Below are 21,094 nucleotides of genomic sequence, written 5' to 3' on the forward strand. Positions count from 1 at the left end.
TTTTTTAATTTCCTATTAACGACGAAATTTCAGACACTTTCTGCTTTACTAATCCCGCATTGCGATGTGATTCTACATTGAGTCTGAGTAACGGTTCTGTTGCAGAGCCTCTTAAATTGAATCGCCAATCTTCAAATGTCATGCTTAAGCCATCGAATGTATCATAGCTTTTGGCTTTTTTCTGATATGCCAGCATCACTTTATCTAATTCATCTGTGACATTCGCAACTTTAAAATTGATTTCACCCGACGCAGGAAACTGTTGTCTCATTGCGGCCACTTCCTCAGACAGCGTCTTCCCGCTTTGACTCAACAATTTTACTACTAACATCCAGGGGATCATGCCACTGTCGCAATAACCAAATGATTTAAAATAATGGTGGGCAGACATCTCTCCGCCATAAATGGCATCATTTTCGCGCATCGCAGCTTTGATATAGGCATGACCGGTGAGACTTTTCACCAACCTGCCCTGATACTTTTCGACGATATCCCGGGTATTCCAATATACTCTGGGATCGTGAACGATAGTGCCGCCGGGGTTATCCAGTAAAAAAGATTTTGCCAATAGCCCGACAATATAAATGCCATCAATAAACTTACCTTGCTCATCAAACAAAAAACAGCGATCAAAGTCGCCGTCCCAGGCAACTGCAAAATCAGCCTTATGCTCAAGAACTTCCACAGTGGTTTTATAACGGTCAGTTTCCAACAAAGGATTTGGTATACCATTGGGAAAGGTCGCATCAGGTTCGTGAAAAAGTTTACTAAACTGGATGGGTATCTGATTCAGTGCAAAAGCCTCTTCAAGGGCATCTATTACATGCCCTGCCACACCATTGCCGGCATTCACTACTATTTTTAATGGCTTCACTTTGACCGGAACAATGTAACTCATCAGGTGAGCCACATAAGCTGGCAAATGATTATAAAGTTCCAGTGTTCCTTTTACCGCCACAGATGGAAAGCACTCGTCCTGAGTGTATTGTTTTACCTGTAAAAACTCATCGTCTGAAAAAGGCCTTGCCTGCTTACCTACAAATTTAATGCCGTTATATTCAATGGGGTTATGGGAAGCCGTGACTTCGATTCCCAAATCCGTGTCTAAATGCTGACAGGCGAAATACACTTCCTCAGTACCGGTTTGGCCGATGTCATAAACCTTAACGCCCTGGTGTAGCAGCCCCTTTATCAGTGCCTGCTTCAGCCTGGGGCTGGATTCCCTGGCATCACAACCTATCACAGCGCTCGCCGCTGATTTTACCTTTGCCAGAGATTGTCCCACCCGAAAAGCTATTTCTTCGGTTAATTCAACATCAACAACACCGCGAATGTCGTATTTCTTAAAACACGCCACATTTTACTCCAACACAAAAAAGCCGTCCCAAAGACGGCTTAGCACTGATAATCAACATCAGTCCGATGATTACATCTTGGAAATTTCGTCCCATTCGTCATCGGTCAGTAATTTATTAAGGTCCACTAAAATGAGTAATTCGCCATCGCGATTAGAAACGCCCTGAATAAACTTAGCACTTTCTTCGGTGCCTACATTCGGTGCACTGTCGATTTCTGAAGAACGCAGATAAACCACTTCCGCCACGCTGTCCACCAGAATACCGACCACCTGTTCGTCAGACTCAATGATCACGATACGAGTGTTATCGGTGATATCTGTCGGTGGAAGACCAAATCTGGCACGGGTATCAATGACAGTGACGACATTACCACGCAGATTAATAATACCTAATACATAATCAGGTGCGCCCGGTACAGGGGCAATTTCGGTATAACGCAATACTTCTTGCACCTGCATTACATTAATACCGTAAGTTTCTTCTCCTAAACGATAGGTTACCCATTGCAGTACCTCGTCGTTTAAATCTTCAGCTGTATTTGAACTTCTTTCATCACTCATATGAGGTGCTCCAGTATAAGCGTGTTAACCTGTTAATCGTTACTACCAAGCCCTTTATTAAGCATTTTAATCAATTGCTTAACATCGAGCATAGCACACATTTTTTCTTTAACCATGCCGGCAAGCCAGGGGCGCTTACCGCCAATGTCTCGCCACTTAACATCTTCAGACTGCAATGTTACCGTATTAACCAACTCTTCACAGGCTAATCCCCAGCCACTATCGCCTAACATGATAAGATATTGATATTTTATCGAATCTTCCAGTATTTCATTGCACTTTTCGGGCATCACCCACTTTGCTGTATCGACCACATTCAACTTTTCTTCACGATAAAGCATGACGCCCATAAACCAGTCAGGCTTTCCGAATAATGGACCGGGCTTCTCCAGGTTGTGAATTCCGCCTAATTCCGTCAAAGGAACCGCCAGGGTTAATCCTGCAACATTAAAAAACAACGACTGAAAACTGCCGGCTATGACCCGCTCATTGATCTCTGTGTCGCCGCCGCCGGCACCTTGCTCAGTCTGCAATTCCGGTTGCGTTTCAACTTTCGGCTCTGCCGGTGTTGGTACAATTACTGGCGCAGTTTTTGTTTCAATAACTGGAAGCGGCTTTTCTACCGAAGGTGCCGCCTTTGGCAATTCCGGCTTAACCCCTTCCAATAACCGGGCAACTGCCTGCTTTTGTACAGTATCTTCAGACGGGGCTTGATCCTCTGTCAGCAAAGCAGAGAGATACTCTTCCATCACATCTTCATTCGCAAAGGACCCGCTCATCGGGAAGGCTCCATAGATTCAACGTAACTGAGTAGACTATTATACGCAAAAACCCCTCTGGATTTAGGACAAAATACCGAAGGTGGCGTTTGTGCCTGACTGGCCTCCCGGAACCGGGTATCCACGGGTATTACGCTCGACCAGACCGACGTACCATAAGTGGCCCGTAGTTTTTTATAGGCGTCCAGCGCGGCGTTAGTACGCTTGTCGTACATAGTCGGCACAATTGTATGATTAAATTTGGTATTTTGAGATTTTTCCATTATCTCCAGCGTGTGCATCATACGGTCCAGGCCTTTCAGTGCCAGAAACTCGGTTTGTACCGGCACCAGAATACGGCTACAGGCGGCCAGTGCATTGACCATTAGCACCCCCAATACCGGCGGACAATCGATCAACGCAAAATCAAATTCGTCTTTTAACAGGTGCAGCGCTTTCTTTAACACCAATCCCATACCGCCTTGCGAACCTAACTTTCGGTCTAACGTTGCTAATGCCATAGTCGCAGGCAAGATAAACAGCGAGTCTAATTTTGTAGGACAAAGGCAATCCAGTACGCGATCTTTGGTGAGGTTTTTACCTGCCAGAAAAACATCGTAAACACTGGCGCTTAATTCTTCAGAATCAATTCCAAAATAGTAACTCAGCGAGGCATGAGGATCAGTATCCACCAAAATCACCCGCTCACCTCGTTGTGCTAACAATCCTCCGAGGGTCACTGTGGTGGTGGTTTTTCCAACGCCACCTTTTTGATTTGCTACAGTCCAAATGATCACGAATACGGGCTCTTTAAAGACAATTAATATAATGTGATAAGTAATTGTGCATTATGACTGAATTACATCTCTTTCTGAATCATTTCTGCAAAATCCATTAGTGCGATGCTTTTCTCGGCAATCTTTTCACTGGCAACCGCTTGCGGCATACCATAGACCACACTGGAACGCTCATCTTGCGCCCAAATAGTCGCACCACGAGCTTTAAGTTTTTTACAACCTTCTTTTCCGTCAGCGCCCATTCCGGTGAGAATGATACCAAGGACTTCTCCGCCATACAGCCTGGCAACAGAAGAAAACGTCAGATCCACACTGGGTTTGTAAGTAACCAGATCAGAATTGTGTACATCGGTAATGGTAATGGTGGTTCTGGCTGCAGTACCATCCAATAGCATCTGTCGTCCGCCCGGCGCCAGATAAGCGACACCAGGTGTAAGTACATCACCATTTTGAGCTTCTTTAACCTTGATTTCACACATGTTGTTCAACCTTTCGGCAAACGCAGAGGTAAAGGTACCCGGCATGTGTTGCACCAGTAATATAGGATGCGGAAAATCGGCGCGAAACTTTGTCAAAATCGTTTGCAGGGCCACTGGTCCTCCGGTGGAGGTGCCAATAGCTAACAATTTATAGCGCTTACCTGACGCCCTGTAAGCACTACCAACAGATGAACTTGTAACGGGCTCTTTTACCAGTTCAGTGCTGTCTTTGCGTTGTCTTAAAAAGAATGACGTAGGTGCGCTTTTTTCCGACGGACTTGATGCTGGCGCACGCATTGCTCTCATGCGTAATTTACGTGGCCCTAATGCCTTGACCCGCTGTTGTAACAGATCCACCGCTTCTTTTCTGTCGCGGGCAATATCTTCAAACCGTTTAGGTAAAAAGTCCATCGCCCCGGCTTCCAGCGCGTCCAGTGTCGCCTGAGCACCTTCGTAAGTCAGAGACGAAAACATGATGATGGGTACCGGCTGAGACCGCATGATCTCTTTAACCGCACTGATACCATCCATAACCGGCATCTCGATATCCATAGTAACGACATCGGGATTCAGCCGCTTCACTGATTCAATGGCTTCTTTCCCATTGCGGGCATCCCCGACAACTTCCAAATCAGGGGATTGGTTTAATATTTCCGAAACCCGCCGGCGAAAGAAAGTGGAATCATCAACAACCAGGACTTTATATGGCATTACAGATAGTCATTTCGCAGTTTTGGTTTTACCTACTTTAAAGCCTTTTTTGCATAGCGTTTTAACAAGCTGGGTATGTCCAGAATCAGTGCAATACCACCATCACTGGTGATTGTCGCCCCCGCCATTCCCGGAGTACCTTGTAATAACGCATCCAGGGGTTTAATTACTACTTCTTCCTGACCAATCAATGAATCAACGACAAAACCCACTTGTTGGGTACCAATTTGAACGACCACAACATGCCCAGATGCTCTGTCTAATTCACCTGGTTTGCGCCTTAGCCACTCGCGTAAATAAAACAACGGGATCGCCTTAGAGCGCACAATCATGGTTAGTTGTCCATCAACCGTATTGGTTTTACTTAGGTCCATGTTAATAATTTCATTAACTGAGGACAGCGGCAGTGCAAACGTCTGCTCACCGACAATAATCATCAATGTCGGCAGAATAGCCAACGTCAGCGGCACCTTAATTTCCAGGCGGGTTCCTTTACCCAGCTCGGAATCAATACTCACAGAGCCGTTCAGCTGGTTAATTTTGGTTTTAACCACATCCATGCCCACACCGCGTCCGGAGATATCGGATATCTCGGTCTTGGTGGAGAAACCTGGTGCAAAGATCAGGTTGAACGCTTCAACATCCGACATTCTGGCAGCTGCGTCGGCATCCAAAACACCACGCCGAATGGCGATTTCTTTTAATTTTTCCGGATCCATTCCCTTACCATCATCATCGATGGTTAGCAAAATATGATCACCTTCCTGGGAGGCTGCCAGGGTCACAGTACCTCGTGCCGGTTTACCTGAAGCGACACGGTCATCAGGCATTTCAATACCGTGATCGACTGAGTTTCTCACCAGGTGAACCAACGGATCCGCCAGAGCTTCAACCAGGTTTTTATCTAAATCGGTTTCCTCACCCTTCAGTTCCAGTGCGATATCTTTTTTCAGGCTTCGGGCCAGGTCGCGTACAACTCTGGGGAAACGGCCAAAAACCTTCTTAATGGGCTGCATTCGGGTCTTCATAACCGCACCCTGAAGATCGCCGGTGACGACATCCAGATTCGCGATCGCTTTCGACATGTTTTCATCGTTAAGATTAATGCCGAGGCTGAGTAACCGGTTGCGCACCAACACTAACTCACCCACCATATTCATGATCTGATCCAGGCGTTTTGTATCAACCCTGACTGTGGTTTCTGCAGGTGGCGCCGCAGCGGCAGCTTTTTTATCTTCTTTCTTAGCTGCTGGCTCCATTTTAGCTGGCGCAGGCGCCGGAGCAGCTTTTGGCGCAGCAGCGGCTGGAGCGGGAGCAGGCGCTGCTTTAGGCGCAGGTGCCGGAGCAGGTTTAGGGGCCGAAGCGGCTTTTGGCGCGGGCGCAGGCGTCACAGGTTTGCTGTCTGCCTCCTCGGCACCGGGACCTTTACCTGATCCGTGTAATTGATCAAGCAACGCTTCAAATTCTTCATCGGTGATATCGTCGTCATCACCTACAGCGACTGCAGATGCTGGTGCCGGAGCCTTAGCAGGCGCCGGTGCGCTCGCTGGTTGTGCACTGCCGGAATCGGATTCACCGGCAAACTTGCCTTTTCCATGCAACTGGTCAAGCAGCGCTTCAAACTCTTCATCGGTGATGTCTTCATCACCGCCGGCACTATCCGCAACCGGAGCTGGCTTCGCTGAAGCCGCGGCCTCTTCTTTTTTACCTGGTGCACCACCGGAACCGTGCAATTCGTCTAATAGTTGTTCAAATTCATCTTCGGTAATTTCATCAATACCGCCGTCGTCAGTTGCGCTGACACTGTCAGTGTCAAAATCAAAAAACTCGTCATCATCGTCGTCTGTATCGTCAACAGCCGGTACTTCAGGGGCCGGGACCGGTGCAGCGGCTTCATCAGCACTTTCCGGTTGGCTTAACCTATGTAATGTATCCAGCAAGGTTTGATCAGCCGCCTGGAGTGGTTCTCTTGCTTTGACGTGTTCAAACATCTCAACAACCACATCGGTCGCCTGAAGGATGACGTCCATCAGTTCCGGCGTCAGTCGACGTTGACCGTTTCGCATAGTGTCAAAAACGTTTTCTGCGCCGTGGCAAATATCCACTAATTCGGTTAGCGACAGGAAACCCGCTCCACCTTTTACGGTGTGATAGCCTCTGAATATTGCATTAAGCAAATCCGCATCTTCAGGATTATTTTCCAGATCGACGAGTTGCTCTTGTAATTGTTCCAGAATTTCTCCGGCTTCCACCAGGAAGTCCTGAAGTATATCCTCGTCAACATCAAACGACATGCATCAACTCCACGTTAAAAACCCAGGCTCGAAAGCAGATCATCTACATCGTCTTGTCCCTGTACGACATCATCTCTGTCCGCAGCGTCAATAATCGGGCCTTCTGCTTCACTTGCATCTGCCTTCTTCGATTTTTCTACTTTGCCGACGACTTTTTTAAGCTCGGTTTCAGGTTCACCAAACACAGTGAGCATGTTAACGAGACTGTCTTCAACTTCTTTTACCAGTTGAATTACGCGCCGAATAACCTGCCCGGTCAGATCCTGATACCCTTGCGCCATCAGAACCTCAGTTAATAAATCGTTCAATTGCGAAGAATCTTTACTGGCTTGTTCCAAAAAACCGTCAAGTTCATGGCAAAGTGACTTAAATTCACCGAGTTCCAGCTGGCGGGTCATGAGTTTTTTCCACTCAGGCAGAATATGGCTGATGCTTGAATTGATCTTTTCGGCTATCGGCATACTACTTTCAACTGCATCCATGGTTCTGTTTGCAGCCTGCTCTGTCGTTTCGATAACGTAATTCAAGCGAGTTTGTGCATCCGGGATGTCTTCGTTTGCGAGATCAACGATTCGCGAATCAATGTTAAAGGTATTCAATGAATCGTGAAGTTGGCGGGTCAATTTACCCACCTCAGCAAATAACTCCATGGAATCCTGGATTTTGCTGGCTTCAAGTAAGGCCCTGGCGGCCTCATCATCCCCTTGCTCTAAAAATGCAACTAACTGCTTAGCATCTTCAAGCGAAATGGGAGAGCTTTTCTCATTAGTCATTTCAGCTCCGTTTTATCTCAGGACTGTCCTGAACTAACCAAGACGCTCAAAAATTTTGTCGAGCTTCTCTTTTAGCGTAGCAGCGGTAAACGGCTTAACAACATAACCATTTACACCGGCCTGGGCAGCAGCAACAATTTGTTCTTTCTTCGCTTCGGCAGTAACCATCAATACCGGTGTGTGCTTCAGCTTGTCATCGGCCCGAATTGCTCTCAACAAATCGATACCTTGCATGCCTGGCATATTCCAGTCGGTGACTACAAAATCAAAATCACCTTGTTGTAGCATTGGCAAAGCCGTGCTGCCATCATCAGCTTCCTGGACATTGGTAAAGCCGAGATCTTTCAACAAGTTTTTGATGATTCGTCTCATTGTAGAAAAGTCATCAACAACGAGAATTTTCATGTTTTTATCCAAAACCGCCTCCAGTGAGGATTCAATCAAATTTTATTATTATACGCTATCCAGCTTGCCATGCCTGCATTCTGGACTTCAATCTAAGCATAGCCTGACTATGAATTTGGCTCACTCTGGATTCACTAACATCCAGCACTTCACCAATTTCTCTTAAATTCAGTTCTTCATCATAGTACAGAGACAAAACAATTGCCTCACGTTCTGGCAAAGTTGTGATTGCATTTGCCAGTGCCTTTTGGAAGGAACCTTCCATCAGGTCGTCAAAGGGAGTATTTTCCCCTTTGTTCTTATCGGTGGTCAGTACGTCTTCGGTAACACCTAAATCTTCTATGCCAATTATCTTACCGGCATTTACCTCGGACAACATCTGATGGTAATCCGCCAGTGACACCTGCATTTTTTCAGCAACGTCAACATCTTTGGCGTCACCGCCAATTTCGCGTTCGACTTCACTGATGGCTTCAGCGATAGCACGACCGTTTTTGTGTACCGAGCGGGGTGTCCAGTCGCCTTTGCGAATTTCATCCAGCATCGCGCCACGGATCCTGATGCCGGCAAAGGTTTCAAAACTGGCCCCTTTGGTACCGTCAAAATTTCGCGATGCTTCTAACAAACCAATCATACCGGCTTGTATTAAATCTTCGACCAGAACACTGGCGGGAAGTCGGGCCATAAGGTGATGAGCAATACGCTTAACTAAAGGTGCATGTTTTTCGACAAGTAACCTTTTGTCATCATGTTGTTTGTAAGCGTTTGCTTTGCTGTTCACGCCTGATTACTCGCTGCCTGCCGTTTGACCAGTTGTTCAATAAAAAATTCCAGATGACCACCAGGTTGCGCCGGGATCGGCCAGGAAAGCGCCTGCTTAGCCAGGTGGGTAATTGCAAGCGCTGCCGGTGATCCGGGAAATACGTCAACAATGGCTTTTTGCTTGCGCACTGCCTTCCGGATGTTTTCATCATAAGGTACGGTAGCCACCAGTTCCAGCGCGACGTCAAGAAATCGGTTAGTCACTTTTGACAGTTTAGCGTAAAGTTCCTGACCTTCTCTGGCATTTCTGACCATATTAGCCACGATCTTAAATTTAAAGACACCGTGATCGCGGTTCAGTATTTTCATCAGAGCGTATGCATCTGTCAGGGAGGTGGGTTCGTTACAGACCACCATCATAATATCTTGCGAGGCACGGGAAAAACTCAACACCATATCAGAGATACCTGCGGCCGTATCGACCAGCAGTACATCAATTGGAATTTTTAACTCACTAAATGCCCGAATTAGACCAGCATGCTCGGTGGGTGACAACTCGGCCATGTTTTGCGTGCCGGAGGTGGCAGGTGCGATTAAGATGCCGTGCGGGCCTTCAATCAGGATATCTTCTAGGGAGCACTCGCCAGACAATACATGGGATATGTTCTTGCCTACCCGTAATCCCAGCATAACATCGACATTAGCCAGACCCAGGTCAGCATCAAGAACCAGTACTTTTTTACCCAGCTTAGCCATTGCAATTGCGGTATTCAGGGTGACATTAGTTTTCCCTACACCGCCTTTACCACCGGTTATTGCTATGACTTTTGTTAAATTATTTTGGCTCATTTTTCTTAAACTACTCGCCTGGTCCTCAATCATACTGCTACTGCTGAATGTACTGTTCTTTGTTTTGAAGTATGCGGCAATTCATATTTTTTATAAAGCTTTGCTGCCAATGAAATTATATATTTCGCATCTGCTATTTTTATATCTTCTGGCACCTTTTGTCCATCAGTCAAATAAGCAACCGGTAATCTTTCCTGAATTGCGACACTGATAGCCTCACCTAAGGAGAAGCATTCATCAATTTTGGTAAAGATACAACCTTGTACCGGCAATTTATTATAAATACGCAAAGTATGCTCCATGACGTGTCTTTGCGTGTTGGCCTGCAATACCATGTACATTTTGATATTAGCACAAGATGCTTCATTTAAAGTATCTAACTGCTTGATTAATCTTGTGTCTCGCTGTCCAAAACCAGCTGTATCAATTAATACTAACCTTTTATTCCTAAATTGATATAAAACGTCGGATAACTCTTGTGCGTTTGCTGCTTTTTTAACCGTGCAGCCAATAATTTTACCGTACGTGGCTAACTGCTCATACGCCGCAATCCTGTAACTGTCGATTGTTACCAGTGCAACCTGATCAGCGCCGTAACGTTTTGCATACTGAGCCGCCAGTTTAGCAATGGTGGTGGTTTTTCCTGTGCCTGTGGGACCAAGAAATGCCATCACGCCACTTTGCGTCAGAATATCGTTACGGGTTGTCTTAAGTCTATTAGCCAAAAGTTTGAGGATAAACAACCAGGCTTCTCTTTCATTGGCACTTTCCGGCGCGTAGGAAACCACATCTTCAGCCAGTTCAGAGCAAATGCCCATGGCTTCCAGGCGGTCAACTAAATAAGATTGCAACGGATGACCTCTGCGATGCTCCTGTTTTAGAAGTCCCCCTACCTGGAATTGCAACACATTGCGCAATGATCTCAACTCTTCCTGAATAGATTGGATCGCTTTGTCACCTGATTGCAGACTGACTGAAGTCGAATTATTCTGGGATGGTTTTTCTTTAACCTGTTGCATGCTGTCTGGTGCGGCCGCACTGGCTACCGCCGGACGCGCGGGTTCTGCAACAAGTTGTGTTTTTGCTTTCGAATAGGTATTGGTTTCAGGTTCACTGCTGAATCCGGCGACACCTTGTTTTTCCAATAGCTCTTTGAGGCTGTCAGCGCCGGAATCGCCAATAATTTCGCTCAACGTAGGCGTCCCATTGCCCGAGGGTTTCGCCAAAGTGGGTGCCTGTTGCGACTCTGTCATTTTGGGTGCGGGCTTTTTGACAGGCTCATTATCATAGGCGGCAACAATTTCAACACCGTCAGCGACTTTTTTATTGGACATGATAACCGCATCACCGCCCAGCTCCGCTTTAACCTCATTTAAGGCCTCGTGCATTGTTTTCGCAAAAAATCTTCTAATTTTCATTTCATCACCTCAGGTATTGGTGCCTGGTTATTGTCCTATCGCACTGACAATTTTTATTTGTTTGTCGTCCGGAACCTCTTGATAAGACACTACATGCAATCCTTGTACCACATGCTTAAGGAATCTTGACAGAACGGGGCGTAGCATTCCTGATGTCAGTAACACGGCGGGCTCACCCGCCATCTCTTGCTGTTGCGCCGCCTGATTCAATGAGTTTTGTAAATTCTCCGCCAGGCCAGGTTCTATACCAGCTCCATCTTGTCCGCCTGCCTGCAACGACTGATGTAACATCTGCTCCAGCTCCGGAGAAAGCGTGATAACCGGAATTTCTTTAGTACCGCCATTGATTTCCTGAACAATAAGGCGTTTTAGTGCGATGCGAACAGCAGAAACCAGAACGTCGGGATCTTGACTCTTAATGCCATACTCAGAAAGGGTCTGAATAATAGTGCGCATATCGCGAATTGGCACACCTTCGTAAAGTAGCGTTTGTAATACCTTCACCACCGTGCTGAGTGGTAAGATATCTGGTACCAGGCCTTCCACCAGTTTAGGATTAGATTTCGCCAACATATCCAGCAACTGTTGTACTTCTTCGTAGCCCAATAACTGATAAGCGTTGTTAGTCAGAAGCTGACTAAGATGAGTAGCCACCACCGTGGCGGCATCAACGACGGTGTAGCCCAGGGTTTGTGCGTGTTCCCGCTGAGAAGGCTTGATCCACAATGCGTCCAACCCGAATGCGGGATCTTTAGTGGCTGTGCCGTTTAATTTGCCAAATACCTGCCCGGGGTTAATGGCCAGCTCTTCATCGTGATGAATATCTGCTTCGCCCACATTTACCCCCATCATGGAGATGGTGTAGTTGTTTGGTGTCAAATCCAGATTGTCACGGATGTGCACTGGCGGAATTAAGAAGCCTAACTCCTGCGATAGTTTCTTGCGCACCCCTTTGATACGCGTTAACAATTCGCCGCCCTGGGTTTTATCCACCAGCGGAATCAAGCGATAGCCCACTTCCAGACCAATCGTATCCACCTGTTGTACATCATCCCAGCCCAACTCTTTAATCTCTGAAGGCTGCGGAGTTGAGTCTTTTTTCTTCTCAACCACCGCAGGTTGCTCTGCTTCTTTTTTGGCACGATACTGCTGATAGTAAGCATAGCCACCGATAATGGCACTGAAGCCTAAAAACGCCAGATGCGGCATACCAGGAACAATACCCATAACAAACAAAATACCGGCAGTAACATACATGGCTTGTGGATTTGCCAGCTGATTTGTTAACTCGCTGCCCATCTCCTGGGTGTCATTCTCCCGCGTCACAATTATGGCGGTTGCAACAGACAGTAACAGGCTCGGAATTTGCGCTACCAGGCCATCACCAATAGTCAGCAGGGTGTATATCTCAATTGCGTCACCGAATCCCAGGTCATGCTGGATCATGCCGATAAACAAGCCCCCAACAATATTGATCAGCATGATAAACAAACCGGCGACAGCGTCACCTTTTACAAACTTTGAAGCACCGTCCATCGACCCGTAAAAGTCCGCTTCAGCGGTGATTTCTTCCCGGCGTTTACGCGCTTCATCAGAATCTATGTAACCTGCATTTAAGTCTGCATCAATGGCCATTTGCTTACCTGGCATAGCATCCAAGGTAAAGCGAGCACTTACTTCAGATATACGCCCTGCACCCGCGGTAACCACTTTAAAGTTGATGATCAGTAAGATGGCAAACACCACAATACCCACTGCAAAGTTACCGCCAATAACCACTTCACCAAAGGCCTGGATCACCTTACCGGCGGCATCCCCACCTTCGTGACCTTCCAGTAATACCACCCGTGTTGACGCAATGTTAAGGGCCAGTCGCAATACTGTGGCGATTAACAGTACCAGCGGGAAAATCCCGAAATCTACCGGGCGCTGAGTAAACACACACACCAGGATGACGATCAGCGACAAGGCAATGTTAAAGCTAAACAGGACATCCAGCAGAAATGCCGGCATAGGTAAAATGACCATCCCCATAATGGCTAAAAGCACCATAGGCGTCCCCAGCCCGGAGGTAATTTCTTTTAATTTGTTTTGGTCTATGCGATTGAAATAGGTGGCTACTGACATATCTGCATGTTAATTATTTGACACAACTGCGGGTATTCAGCAATAACCAGGCCAACACCGTAATTTGGACAGACTATCCCCTTTAAGAAGGTAAGAATGGTGCTATTAGTGCCTGAGTTCCGGTGGAATTGGCAGATCCTTAGCTAATGGTTTAGGGCGATGACCACGGCCCGATTTAAACCGTTTTAGCTGATAAACATAGGCCAACACCTGCGCGACAGCCTGAAACAACTTTTCGGGAATTTCTTCATCAATTTCCGTGGTGTAATATATGGCCCGGGTTAACGCAGGAGAGGCCAGCAAGGGAACGCCATTACCTTCTGCGATTTTACGAATATGCATCGCCAGTTCATCTGCCCCTTTGGCTACGACATAAGGCGCTCTGTTGCCTTCCTGATCATATTTAAGTGCCACAGAATAATGAGTCGGGTTGGTGACCACCACATCCGCTTTGGGCACTTCCTGCATCATACGCCTGGCGGCCGCCTGATACTGTAATCGCCGGATGCGACCTTTAACCTGCGGATCCCCCTCTGCATTTTTACGCTCGTCTTTGACTTCCTGTTTACTCATTTTCATTTGTTCATTGTGGGTATAACTCTGATACGGCACGTCAAAGGCCGCAATAGGGATCAGGGCACAACAAATGATAATAAAGGTCCAGCCAATTAAATCCAGGGCGTGAAACAGGCTATTGGGAAACAATTCCTGATCCAGGTGCAAGGCTTCTTCCATATAATAAGCCAGCATCACATAAGTCACGGCTGCTACTATGCCAAATTTGGCAATAGCTTTGAGTAACTCGACCAACCCATTGACCCCAAACATACGTTTTAAGCCATTGATAGGACTCAGGTTTGAGGCGCGAAAGGAAGCGGTATACCAGGTAAAATTAAACCCACCCAGAGCAATACTGCCATAGACACCCGCAGCGCTGACTATCAGCAAAAAGGTCAGGATGGGTACCGCAATAGCGTCCAGTGCCCACCCCAAAGAATTAAGCATATGGGTGTAGTCGTAGGCTTCATCGTGACTCAGATCAAAAAAGCGATGCATAATACCCAGCAACGCCCGTCCAATGCCTTCAGCCAGAAAAAATAAGGTAACGGCACTAAAAATCAGCACCAGTACGGTAGATAACTCGCGGCTGCGAGCCAACTGACCTTTTTTACGGGAGTCTTCGAGGCGTTTTGCCGTGGGTTCTTCTGATTTGTCTTCATCAGCCATTGCTTACACTCCTTCTACCTACCCAGGACACACATTCAACAGATTGCACATCAGCTGTTGTGCTCTGTTCCATTGTTGCCCGAAGTGATTGGTGAAGTTGTTTAAGGTTAACCAGATAATGATCAGGCCACCAATTTGCGCAAAGGAAAAACCAATAGTGAAGATATTGAGCTGTGGCGCAGCTTTGGTCATTACGCCAAAGGCGAGGTTAATGATTAGTAAGGATACAATAGGGGCTAAAGACAGGGTCAGCGCCGCAATAAACATCCAGGCGCTCCAGTTGACCATGGCTTTGAATTGTTCTGCATTCCACCAGGCTTCGCCAATCGGAAAGGCTTCAAAGCTCATTACCAGCATCTGAATCATATTCAAATGGCCATCAAAGGCTAAAAACAGCAATGTAGCTAAAATCAGATAAAACTGACCGACCGCAGGAACGTTGATGCCGTTGACCGGGTCAACAATGGAAGCGAAGCCCAGTCCCGTTTGCATGGCCACAACCTGCCCGGCAATCACGAAGGTTTCCAGTACCAGGGTTGAAATAAAACCAATAGACAAGCCAATAATAACCTGTTGAATGCCCATAACAAAAGTTTCAACAGAAACCGGATCTTTCATGGGGACAGGTGGCACCAAAGGCATGACCATTATGGCCAGAGTCACGGCCAGCAAGACCCGAATGGGGGTTGGAACTGTTTTAGCACTGAGCGCAACCATTGCTCCCAACATGCCACTGATGCGCATAAAGGGTAACGCATAATCAGCAATGGCCTGGATGATTTCGGCTTCGCTGAAATTCATGACGCTAGCCGACGACTTCCGGAATGCGGGCGACAATCTCAAAGGTAAAGTCCATGAGTTTGTTCACCAGCCAATGGCCGCCCCAACTCAGCGCCAGTAAAGTCACCAACAGTCGCGGCAGAAAGTTAATGGTTTGTTCATTGATGGAGGTGGCCGCCTGAAATACCGCCACACATAAACCCACAATCATACTGGGTACAATAATGGCGGACACCAGCAGGATCACCATAAACAGAGCGTCGTTCAGAATATCAACAAAGACCTCAGGACTCATAGCGCCTTACCCCATACCGTAACTGTTGACCAGGGTGCCAAACACCAGATTCCAACCGTCCACTAAGACAAACAGCATCAGTTTAAAGGGTAACGACACTATCATGGGGGACAACATCATCATACCCATTGCCATGAGGATTGACGCCACCACCAGATCCAGGATCAGAAAAGGAATAAACAGCATAAACCCTATTTGGAAAGCGGTTTTCAACTCACTGGTGATAAACGCCGGAATTAACACTGTCATGGGGACTTCTTCCGGGGAGCTCACTGAGTCTTCAATATTCGCCATTTGCACGAAAGTTTGCAGGTCTTTGATTCGGGTCTGCGACAACATAAAAGCACGAATGGGAATTATGGCTTCATCAATAGCTACTCTGGCGGTCATTTCCTCCTTCAAATAGGGCTGCAAGGCTTTGTCATTCATCTCTTCAAATACCGGTGCCATAATGAACATTGTCAGGAACAACGTCAGGCCAATCAGTATCTGATTGGAAGGTGATTGTTGCAGACCGATCGCCTGGCGCAAAATTGACATCACGACAATAATGCGGGTAAAACTTGTCATCATGATTAAAAACGCAGGCAGCAACGACAGCGCCGTCATAATTCCCAGTACCTGCAGGGTCATGGTGTAATCCTGCGTACCATCGGGATTGGTGGTAACCGTCAGCGCCTGAATTCCAGGATTGGCCCATGCTGATTCAGGGAATATTGCTACCGTCAACAGCAGTAACAGGCTAAGTGTTTTTATCATTGGTTTCGCCCTGAAGCTTTTTTTGTTGTTGTAAAAATCCGGCAAATGTTTGTTTTAACGACTCTTCTTTGCGAATTGCAGAAATTGGGGTCTCCAGTTTCGCCAGGTGATTTATATTGTGGCTGGTCACGCCCACCAGATGTTGCTCGTCACCAACCTGAATAACGGCTATCCGCTCCCGGGTGCCTACCATCATGCTGGCAACCGTTTTGATTTGCCCACCAGAACTTTGCACACCGGAAAAACGGCGCATAATAAAAGCCAATAACAGGATTACGGCTATCACCAATAGCAATGAAAATCCTACAGATAACCAGGCAGACAGTGAGGTGCCAGGGGCGCTGTCTTGCGCGAAAGTAAAAGGGGAGACTGCCATCAGAAAACTGAATAGCAGCCATACTAACGTCGGAAAATAAGAATTATTTGAGCTTTTTAATACGTTCGATTTGACTGATAACATCCGTTAATCGGATCCCGAATTTGTCATTGACCACTACAACTTCACCGTGCGCAATCAGCGTACCATTTACCAGTACATCAAGTGGCTCACCTGCCACCCGGTCTAACTCCACCACTGAGCCCTGGTTCAATTGCAATAAATTTCTAATACTGATCAGGCTTCTGCCGACTTCCATTGATATAGTGACAGGAATATCCAGAATTGTATCTAGTTTTTTCTCTTCTTCTCCGGAAACGCCACCCGATTCAGAAAATTCATCCAATTCTGCCACCTGTACACCGGACATACCAGAAGCGGCATCGCCAGAAATTGAATCCTCAGATTCCGACTCGGCTTGTTCGGCCATTGCCGCAGCCCAATCGTCCATTGCATCATCTTCACCACTCATCTTGCTTTCCTCTTACTCTTTACAACACTAAATCATCTTCAAGGGTTTGCAGTTCGGCGTCAGAATCTATTCTGCGCCCACCTTTAGTTAACAGGTGTAACTGCGATTTAACCGAAACCGGTCTGGGAATACGCTCTACAATTTGCAATGCGATATTTTCCCTGGAGCGTCCCAATTTACTGCGGAAGGTAGGTAGACCTTCTATCAATACGGTAATGTATTCCGGCATATCTATGGGGATCACATCACCCACTTTCATTTTTACAATGGCTTCCAAAGGTAGCTCTAAATCCAACATATGGGTCGTCAGAGCGACGTTTACACCCAAAATTTCATCGCGCAGTGCTTTACTCCAACGCAAATCGGTGTCTTCTTTATCACTTTGAACACCGGCATCCAGCAACTCGCGAATAGGTTCTAACATGCTATAGGGCAAAGCGACATGGAAGTCGCCACCGCCACCGTCCAACTCAATGTGAAAGGAGCTAATCACCACCACTTCGGTGGGACTGACAATATTGGCCATTGCCGGGTTAACTTCCGAATCCAGATACTCGAATGACACATCCATCACCGGTCCCCAGGCTTCTTTGTAATCCTCAAAGATTATTTTCAGCAGCATCTGGATAATACGTCGTTCCGTGGGTGTAAACTCCCTTCCCTCAATCTTAGCGTGGTAACGACCGTCGCCACCAAAGAAATTGTCCACCAGGATAAACACCAGTCGGGCTTCCATGGTGATCAGACCGGTGCCTTTTAATGGACGAAAACGCACCATGTTCAGGCTGGTAGGAACAAACAGGGTGTGAATATACTCACCAAATTTAATCATCTGGATACCGTTGATTGACACCTCTGCAGAGCGCCGCATCATGTTAAACAGACTGACCCGCATGTGCCTTGCAAATCGCTCGTTCACCATTTCCAGGGTAGGCATCCGACCCCGAACGATCCTATCCTGCGACGAAAAGTCATATTCCATCGCAGAGGAGGACATATCCGATTCTTCTACATCCTCTTCTTCAACTTCGTCGACCCCATGCAACAGGGCATCAATTTCGTCTTGTGATAATAAATCGCTCACTGTCTCAGCCTCTGATAACTATCTCGTAATTTACTGCATTACAAAACCGGTAAATAATACCTGCTCGATTACAGGATTACCGGCAATTTCCTGCATCGCTTTTTGTACTTCGCGCAATGACTGCTCTTTCATAGCAATCTTTCCGGCTTCGGTAACCAGATCATCCGCATTGGAGCTACTGAATACCCGCAATAATGTGCCTTCAATCATAGGTATATGCATTTTTGCCGTTTCCTCGGCATCAGTGCCCCGCACCATTAATTGCACTTTAATTTGCACTAACCGGTCGCGTCCGGAGCCGGGAACATTGAATACAAATGGCCGAGGCATGGCAACATAAAGTGCCGTGCCAACATTCGTGCTACCAATACCACTCACCTGCTGTTGTTGCTGCTGTGCAACTTCTTCGGTTTCTAATTCATCCAGGGCAGATTCATCGCTACTATCTCCCAACAGAAAAAATGCAGCCGCGGCACCAATGATCACTACGACAGCGGCGGCGATTATAATCATCATCTTGCCTTTTTTCGGGGCGCTTTCTTCCATTTGTAGTTCTTGTTCAGCCATTTTCTGGTTCTCTGCTAGTTAATTAGCTTTATTATGGATAACACCCTATGTGTAACGCAACATCCTGGCGCAATCTATCCACGATTTAAGCAAAATAATCAATTCCTTCCGGTTTATCGACGGTTACTGAGCTAACATCGCTATTAGATTCGGCTTCCAGGTCATCCATTGCTTCTTGCCCTTTACCTGAAGCAAAGTTTTGTCCATCGCCCTCTCCTTTTTGACCCTGCTGTTCTTCATGCACCGAAGACTGGCCTAATTCAATCCCCTGCTGTTCCAGTAATTCTTTCAAGCGGGGCTGGTTTTGTTCCAACACTTCACGAGCGGCCTGAGATTGAACCACCATACTCACGGAGGCAGAATCGCCTTGCATACTAATTTTAATTTGCATCTGACCCAGCTCAGGTGGATCCAGTCGGATATCCGCCACCATATTCTTCTGGTTCATCATCACCTGAACTTTATTGGCCAGCTCCTGGGCAGCTTCCGGCTTTTGGATATTTACAGCCTTGTCGAAGGCTTGATTTTGCAAAGTTTGCTGCTGTGTTTTTTGTGCCTCTACCTGAGCCGCATTTGACTCACGCGTAGCCAGGCTGTTGTTAAAGCTGGTAAGCATGCTTTCCCGGGTTTGTGTATCCAGTCCACTTTGTGTCTGAGCCACACTTACCATCTGTTGCAACGCACTACCTATACGCTTTTCTAGTGCAATGCCATCCACGGCGCCAGCTTCAGCCTGGATCGCCTCTGCCACGACTTTACTGATATTAATACCAGGTTCATGCCCTGCTTTTAACTGCTCTTTAAATTCGGCGGTCACATTTTTCAGACTATCCAGAAACTTCTTACCCGCCTCGGTTTGCCCAACATCAGAAGACTCGATTCTGCGAGTCAGATTATCAATGGCGGCAATTTTACCTTCAACAGATTCAGAAGCCTTGTCTAATTCATTTAACAGCTGAGTCAAATTCAACTGCTCCGGTTTAATTGTTTCCTGATCTGACAAGGTACTGGAAGCTGTATTTTCTCCACCTTGCAGGCTCACTTCAGGTTCAGGTTGAGGCGAAGGGATAGGCGCAGTTTCTGTGTCTGTTCTGAGCTCATCTTCCACTTCTGTTACCAGTGTCTCGTTGAGTAACTCCGCAGGTGTTTGCCCCTGGCCTTCATGCTCAGTATCTTCTGCACCCGACTGCGCCCCTGACGTTGGCGCCGACTGCGCAGCCAACTCTTCCAGGCTTACTGTATTTTGACCGCCAGGTTCATTATTTTGTTCAGCCAATAACATTAGCAATGCCACGTCCTGGGGGTCGGGCTCTTCTACTTTCAATATGTCAGACATCATTTGCTTTAGTGCCAGATCATCGTTGAGCAACTGCTTAATTTCTTCATCTGACAGGCTACGGATAGTTTTATCCATCGACTTCATTTGATGCATATCGAGAGGCTGCCCGGCATTAAGCAGTTTGTCTTTAAGCTGCTGTCGCCAATTTTCGGTTTCGGCCGTCAGCAAATTGTCATCGCTACTCGCTTCCGAATCGATTCTGGTTTGAGCATCATCTGAACTCCCAACATCAATAGTGTCATTCGGAATATCTTGCAACAAAACCGACTTGCCACCGTCAGGTGATTCAGGAGCAGGAGCATCTGTTTCAACGTCGGGCTTTACCGTATCCATCTCAATTTCAGATTTTATCGTATCCACTGCCTGAGTTTGTGGTTCGGCGCCGGAATGACCATTCAGTTTTTGAATGATACTGACCCACTCATCATGCAATTCATCACCTTGCTGCTTTTTACCCGGGGTCGAATTACCCGCTTCAGCGCCATCGCTGCCAGGTGATTTTTGCAGTACAAATCCTGACTCAGCCTTGTCGCCCGGCACAGCTTCAATGGCTTTGCTGGATTTTCCTGATTCAGACTTTACGTCACTGTAACCGCGATAACCGGCGTCCGAAGCACCGGCATCAGACCCGCCAATCATGATCTTGGCAAATTCACTACCAGTCCCTGAAACTTCAGGGCTCACATCACCGACAAACAGTTTATTGGCGGCAACATCATTATTAGAAGCGGCAACTTGTTGCATATTTGTTCACCTGATTAAGCCAGAAATTCCGCTTTATGCGGTCAGAACAGCGATTTACCGTCAAATTTCTGTGGTGTTTAAACTCTGAAACAACTGAAAGCATAAAGCAGGCCAGTTTTTGAAGAATAGTCAGGGTTGGGATAATGAAATTGGAATTTGC

General features: G+C 46.8%; 21 protein-coding genes. All 21 read right to left on the bottom strand.

Annotation, left to right across the window (positions count from 1 at the left end; genetic code table 11):
• Positions 1-4 precede the first annotated feature (4 nt).
• Positions 5-1,357: a phosphohexomutase domain-containing protein gene (locus LJ740_RS12480; protein ID WP_229529419.1), complete on the bottom strand. Its 1,353-nt coding sequence runs from the start codon at positions 1,355-1,357 to the stop codon at positions 5-7.
• A gap of 69 nt (positions 1,358-1,426) precedes the next feature.
• Positions 1,427-1,918 carry a chemotaxis protein CheW gene (locus LJ740_RS12485; RefSeq protein ID WP_229529420.1) on the bottom strand — a complete coding sequence of 164 codons (492 nt, stop codon included), beginning with the start codon at positions 1,916-1,918 and terminating at the stop codon, positions 1,427-1,429.
• A gap of 32 nt (positions 1,919-1,950) precedes the next feature.
• Complete coding sequence (locus LJ740_RS12490) at positions 1,951-2,697, bottom strand: chemotaxis protein CheW (RefSeq protein ID WP_229529421.1); 747 nt, start codon at positions 2,695-2,697, stop codon at positions 1,951-1,953.
• Positions 2,694-3,473, bottom strand: a complete 780-nt coding sequence (locus LJ740_RS12495) for a ParA family protein (RefSeq protein WP_229529422.1) — start codon at positions 3,471-3,473, stop codon at positions 2,694-2,696. The genes LJ740_RS12490 and LJ740_RS12495 overlap by 4 nt, the downstream gene beginning before the upstream one ends.
• A gap of 62 nt (positions 3,474-3,535) precedes the next feature.
• Complete coding sequence (locus LJ740_RS12500) at positions 3,536-4,663, bottom strand: protein-glutamate methylesterase/protein-glutamine glutaminase (protein WP_229529423.1); 1,128 nt, start codon at positions 4,661-4,663, stop codon at positions 3,536-3,538.
• A gap of 32 nt (positions 4,664-4,695) precedes the next feature.
• Positions 4,696-6,957, bottom strand: coding sequence for a chemotaxis protein CheA (locus LJ740_RS12505; protein ID WP_229529424.1), 2,262 nt, complete (start codon positions 6,955-6,957; stop codon positions 4,696-4,698).
• Between the two features lie 14 nt (positions 6,958-6,971).
• A complete protein-coding gene (locus tag LJ740_RS12510; protein WP_229529425.1) occupies positions 6,972-7,730 on the bottom strand; it encodes a protein phosphatase CheZ in 759 nt (252 codons plus the stop codon).
• Between the two features lie 33 nt (positions 7,731-7,763).
• Complete coding sequence (cheY, locus tag LJ740_RS12515) at positions 7,764-8,147, bottom strand: chemotaxis response regulator CheY (RefSeq protein WP_229529426.1); 384 nt, start codon at positions 8,145-8,147, stop codon at positions 7,764-7,766.
• A 43-nt stretch (positions 8,148-8,190) separates the two neighbouring features.
• Complete coding sequence (locus LJ740_RS12520; RefSeq protein WP_229529427.1) at positions 8,191-8,916, bottom strand: RNA polymerase sigma factor FliA; 726 nt, start codon at positions 8,914-8,916, stop codon at positions 8,191-8,193.
• A complete protein-coding gene (locus LJ740_RS12525) occupies positions 8,913-9,779 on the bottom strand; it encodes a MinD/ParA family protein (protein ID WP_229529428.1) in 867 nt (288 codons plus the stop codon). The genes LJ740_RS12520 and LJ740_RS12525 overlap by 4 nt, the downstream gene beginning before the upstream one ends.
• On the bottom strand, positions 9,776-11,164 hold the full coding sequence (gene flhF / locus LJ740_RS12530) for a flagellar biosynthesis protein FlhF (RefSeq protein ID WP_229529429.1): 1,389 nt from the start codon (positions 11,162-11,164) through the stop codon (positions 9,776-9,778). Before flhF ends, LJ740_RS12525 begins: the two co-directional genes overlap by 4 nt.
• Positions 11,165-11,191: 27 nt before the next feature.
• Positions 11,192-13,291 (bottom strand): flagellar biosynthesis protein FlhA, encoded by a 2,100-nt coding sequence (flhA, locus tag LJ740_RS12535; protein ID WP_229529430.1) that lies wholly within the window; start codon positions 13,289-13,291, stop codon positions 11,192-11,194.
• A gap of 105 nt (positions 13,292-13,396) precedes the next feature.
• Positions 13,397-14,518 carry a flagellar biosynthesis protein FlhB gene (gene flhB / locus LJ740_RS12540; RefSeq protein ID WP_229529431.1) on the bottom strand — a complete coding sequence of 374 codons (1,122 nt, stop codon included), beginning with the start codon at positions 14,516-14,518 and terminating at the stop codon, positions 13,397-13,399.
• A gap of 18 nt (positions 14,519-14,536) precedes the next feature.
• The gene (gene fliR, locus LJ740_RS12545) at positions 14,537-15,319 is read right to left on the bottom strand and encodes a flagellar biosynthetic protein FliR (protein WP_229529432.1); all 783 of its coding nucleotides are present in this window, start codon (positions 15,317-15,319) and stop codon (positions 14,537-14,539) included.
• Between the two features lie 4 nt (positions 15,320-15,323).
• The gene (gene fliQ, locus LJ740_RS12550) at positions 15,324-15,593 is read right to left on the bottom strand and encodes a flagellar biosynthesis protein FliQ (protein WP_229529433.1); all 270 of its coding nucleotides are present in this window, start codon (positions 15,591-15,593) and stop codon (positions 15,324-15,326) included.
• Positions 15,594-15,599: 6 nt separating this feature from the next.
• Complete coding sequence (gene fliP, locus LJ740_RS12555) at positions 15,600-16,352, bottom strand: flagellar type III secretion system pore protein FliP (RefSeq protein ID WP_229529434.1); 753 nt, start codon at positions 16,350-16,352, stop codon at positions 15,600-15,602.
• Complete coding sequence (gene fliO / locus LJ740_RS12560; RefSeq protein ID WP_229529435.1) at positions 16,336-16,728, bottom strand: flagellar biosynthetic protein FliO; 393 nt, start codon at positions 16,726-16,728, stop codon at positions 16,336-16,338. Before fliO ends, fliP begins: the two co-directional genes overlap by 17 nt.
• A 43-nt stretch (positions 16,729-16,771) precedes the next feature.
• Complete coding sequence (gene fliN, locus LJ740_RS12565; RefSeq protein ID WP_229529436.1) at positions 16,772-17,200, bottom strand: flagellar motor switch protein FliN; 429 nt, start codon at positions 17,198-17,200, stop codon at positions 16,772-16,774.
• A 19-nt stretch (positions 17,201-17,219) separates the two neighbouring features.
• Complete coding sequence (fliM, locus tag LJ740_RS12570) at positions 17,220-18,284, bottom strand: flagellar motor switch protein FliM (protein ID WP_229529437.1); 1,065 nt, start codon at positions 18,282-18,284, stop codon at positions 17,220-17,222.
• A 30-nt stretch (positions 18,285-18,314) separates the two neighbouring features.
• The gene (gene fliL / locus LJ740_RS12575) at positions 18,315-18,851 is read right to left on the bottom strand and encodes a flagellar basal body-associated protein FliL (RefSeq protein WP_229529438.1); all 537 of its coding nucleotides are present in this window, start codon (positions 18,849-18,851) and stop codon (positions 18,315-18,317) included.
• A gap of 85 nt (positions 18,852-18,936) precedes the next feature.
• Positions 18,937-20,934 carry a flagellar hook-length control protein FliK gene (locus tag LJ740_RS12580; RefSeq protein WP_229529439.1) on the bottom strand — a complete coding sequence of 666 codons (1,998 nt, stop codon included), beginning with the start codon at positions 20,932-20,934 and terminating at the stop codon, positions 18,937-18,939.
• Positions 20,935-21,094: the final 160 nt, after the last annotated feature.

It is taken from the genome of Planctobacterium marinum (assembly GCF_020687805.1).
Lineage (GTDB): Bacteria > Pseudomonadota > Gammaproteobacteria > Enterobacterales > Alteromonadaceae > Planctobacterium > Planctobacterium marinum.

Bases quoted from the DNA above. Each gene is read 5' to 3' on its own strand.
- LJ740_RS12490 (WP_229529421.1), bottom strand. From the start codon at position 2,697: ATGAGCGGGTCCTTTGCGAATGAAGATGTGATGGAAGAGTATCTCTCT.
- fliL (WP_229529438.1), bottom strand. From the start codon at position 18,851: ATGGCTGAACAAGAACTACAAATGGAAGAAAGCGCCCCGAAAAAAGGC.
- fliP (WP_229529434.1), bottom strand. From the start codon at position 16,352: ATGATAAAAACACTTAGCCTGTTACTGCTGTTGACGGTAGCAATATTC.
- flhF (WP_229529429.1), bottom strand. From the start codon at position 11,164: ATGAAAATTAGAAGATTTTTTGCGAAAACAATGCACGAGGCCTTAAAT.
- LJ740_RS12510 (WP_229529425.1), bottom strand. From the start codon at position 7,730: ATGACTAATGAGAAAAGCTCTCCCATTTCGCTTGAAGATGCTAAGCAG.
- LJ740_RS12500 (WP_229529423.1), bottom strand. From the start codon at position 4,663: ATGCCATATAAAGTCCTGGTTGTTGATGATTCCACTTTCTTTCGCCGG.
- LJ740_RS12525 (WP_229529428.1), bottom strand. From the start codon at position 9,779: ATGATTGAGGACCAGGCGAGTAGTTTAAGAAAAATGAGCCAAAATAAT.
- fliR (WP_229529432.1), bottom strand. From the start codon at position 15,319: ATGAATTTCAGCGAAGCCGAAATCATCCAGGCCATTGCTGATTATGCG.
- fliO (WP_229529435.1), bottom strand. From the start codon at position 16,728: ATGGCAGTCTCCCCTTTTACTTTCGCGCAAGACAGCGCCCCTGGCACC.
- LJ740_RS12505 (WP_229529424.1), bottom strand. From the start codon at position 6,957: ATGTCGTTTGATGTTGACGAGGATATACTTCAGGACTTCCTGGTGGAA.
- LJ740_RS12580 (WP_229529439.1), bottom strand. From the start codon at position 20,934: ATGCAACAAGTTGCCGCTTCTAATAATGATGTTGCCGCCAATAAACTG.
- flhB (WP_229529431.1), bottom strand. From the start codon at position 14,518: ATGGCTGATGAAGACAAATCAGAAGAACCCACGGCAAAACGCCTCGAA.
- fliQ (WP_229529433.1), bottom strand. From the start codon at position 15,593: ATGAGTCCTGAGGTCTTTGTTGATATTCTGAACGACGCTCTGTTTATG.
- LJ740_RS12485 (WP_229529420.1), bottom strand. From the start codon at position 1,918: ATGAGTGATGAAAGAAGTTCAAATACAGCTGAAGATTTAAACGACGAG.
- fliN (WP_229529436.1), bottom strand. From the start codon at position 17,200: ATGAGTGGTGAAGATGATGCAATGGACGATTGGGCTGCGGCAATGGCC.
- flhA (WP_229529430.1), bottom strand. From the start codon at position 13,291: ATGTCAGTAGCCACCTATTTCAATCGCATAGACCAAAACAAATTAAAA.